Source organism: Stenotrophomonas sp. Marseille-Q5258, assembly GCF_946900935.1.
GTDB lineage: Bacteria > Pseudomonadota > Gammaproteobacteria > Xanthomonadales > Xanthomonadaceae > Stenotrophomonas > Stenotrophomonas nematodicola.
The window spans coordinates 1-2,122 of the sequence record NZ_CAMPPN010000057.1; the positions used below are offsets into that span (position 1 = coordinate 1).

The window sequence follows — 2,122 nt, forward strand, 5'->3', positions numbered from 1 at the left end:
GCCTTGGATTCCCCCCCGGGGAGGGGGACGGGTGGCGATTTTAGCGCCAATCGGGCCCGGGTCGAAAAATTACCCTCAAGTTGGCACGCAATCTGCAGATAACCCAATAGCACCCATCGTGGCACGCGCCACTGGCACGACAGACCGGAATTGGAACAGGGGCTGGTCTACGCGCACGCTGGGGAAGCGAAGGGGCCGGTAGTCGGGGGACTGCCGGCCCTGTTTTTTCAGCCTGCGGCCCAGCGCCGGTCTCCCCGAACGACAGAAGGCCCCGCACGAGCGGGGCCTTCTGCGTTTTGGGTGCCGACATCCGACAGGGCCGGAACAGGGGGGATCCAGATGTTCCTGTCGGATATCGACGTAGAGCTTGATGTGACGCGTTGTGTCGCTTTTGTCACTTTGCGACGGCGACCGTCACCACCCGGCTAGATTGAACCGCCCGGTGCGTGAAAATCAAGTCAGCTCAGCGCTCATTTGTGCGCTGGTTCGCATTGTTGAGCGTTCGCCACGGGGAACCGTTCATTCTTTGCCCCGCAGGACGCGGCGCCTGCGCCGGACGGGCCTGGGCCGGCATCGACGGGCGCTGCTGCGGCGCGGGCCGCTGCTGCGGGGGACGACCCAGCGAGTCCATGTTGCGCCAGGGGGAGCCACCGTTGTTGTCCGGGCGCGGCCGATCCGGGCGCGGCGGGCGGTCCGGCCGCGGGCCATTGCCGTGGTCGGGACGCGGCGGCGGGCGGTGGTTGTGCGGCGGGCGGTAGTTCGGATACGGCCGGTACACGGGGTAGCCGTAGCCGCCGCCGTAGCCGTAATAGCCGTAGCCGCCACCGTAGTAGCCGCTGCCATAGCCGTACGGATAACCGGCCGGGTAGCGGTATTCCACCGACGGTGCACCGTGGTAGTAGCCACTGCCGGCGCCACCGCCGACATAGTCGTAGGTCGCGCAGCCGGACAGGGCCAACATCAGGCCACCGGCAAGGATCAGGCGCATCTTCATGATCGGGTCCCCCCAAGGGTATGAGGCCAGCTTCGGCCTGCGGCATTGAATCGGCCCTTAATCCCGCCCGATCCGGATGAATGGCCGCCATGTTGGCATGTACGGGGGAGGCGATGCCAACCGGGGCCATACGTTAATCTTGCGTCATGAGCGATTCACCCTTGCCCTGTGTCGACGACGTGCTGGCCGCCGCCGCGCGCATTGCCCCACATGCCCGTGTGACCCCGGTGCTGCGGTCGCGCACGCTGGATGCGATGAGCGGTGCCGAGCTGGCGTTCAAGGGCGAGCACCTGCAGCGCGGGGGGGCCTTCAAGTTCCGTGGCGCCTGCAATGCGGTCTGGGCGATGGACGACGCACAGGCGGCGCGTGGCGTGGTCACCCATTCATCGGGCAACCACGGCGCCGCGCTGGCGCTGGCGGCCCGTACGCGCGGGATCGCCTGCCATGTGGTGGTGCCCGAGGGTGCGGTGGCCGCCAAGCTGGCCAACATCGTCCGCCACGGGGCCACCCTGTGGCGCTGCGAGGCCTCCATCGCCGCCCGTGAAGCAATGTGCGCGCAGGTGCAGGCCGAGACGGGCGGCACGCTGGTGCATCCCTATACCCACAGCCACGTGATCGCCGGGCAGGGCACTGCCGCGCTGGAACTGCTGCACGGCCACGGTCCGTTCGACACCCTGGTGGTGCCGGTGGGCGGCGGTGGCCTGGCGGCGGGCACCGTGCTGGCCATGCAGGCGCTGGCGCCCACCGCGCGGCTGGTGCTGGCCGAACCCGAGGGGGCGGCCGACACCGCGCGTTCGCTGGCCGCCGGCGAACGCCGCGTGGACATCACCCCGGACACCGTCTGCGACGGCCTGCGCGGCACCCTGGGCCAGCCCAACTTCGCGCTGCTGCAGCCTGCGGCGTCGGTGCTCACGGTGCGTGACGCCGACACCGTGGCGGCGATGCGGCTGATCTGGCAGGTGCTCAAGCAGGTGGTGGAGCCGTCGTCGGCGATCGCCCTGGCGGCCATTCTGGGCGCACCGGAACGCTTTGCCGGGCAACGGGTGGGCGTGGTGCTGTCCGGCGGCAATGTGGATCTTGACGCCCTGCCGTGGAGCGCGGCATGAGCCGCCGTGGCCGGGTGGGCCG

The 2,122-nt window shown here is 69.5% G+C and carries 2 protein-coding genes; one reads left to right on the forward strand and one right to left on the reverse strand.

Annotated elements, in window-relative coordinates; genetic code table 11:
* Positions 1-463 precede the first annotated feature (463 nt).
* Positions 464-994, reverse strand: a complete 531-nt coding sequence (locus tag OC534_RS19205; RefSeq protein WP_153165080.1) for a hypothetical protein — start codon at positions 992-994, stop codon at positions 464-466.
* 146 nt (positions 995-1,140) lie between these two features.
* Here OC534_RS19205 and OC534_RS19210 point away from each other — a divergent pair, with 146 nt between their 5' ends.
* A complete protein-coding gene (locus OC534_RS19210) occupies positions 1,141-2,100 on the forward strand; it encodes a pyridoxal-phosphate dependent enzyme (RefSeq protein ID WP_017355746.1) in 960 nt (319 codons plus the stop codon).
* Positions 2,101-2,122 lie beyond the last annotated feature (22 nt).

What these genes read in the sequence shown, in the direction of transcription:
- OC534_RS19205 (WP_153165080.1), bottom strand. Translation starts at nt 994, where the DNA reads ATGAAGATGCGCCTGATCCTTGCCGGTGGCCTGATGTTGGCCCTGTCC.
- OC534_RS19210 (WP_017355746.1), top strand. Translation starts at nt 1,141, where the DNA reads ATGAGCGATTCACCCTTGCCCTGTGTCGACGACGTGCTGGCCGCCGCC.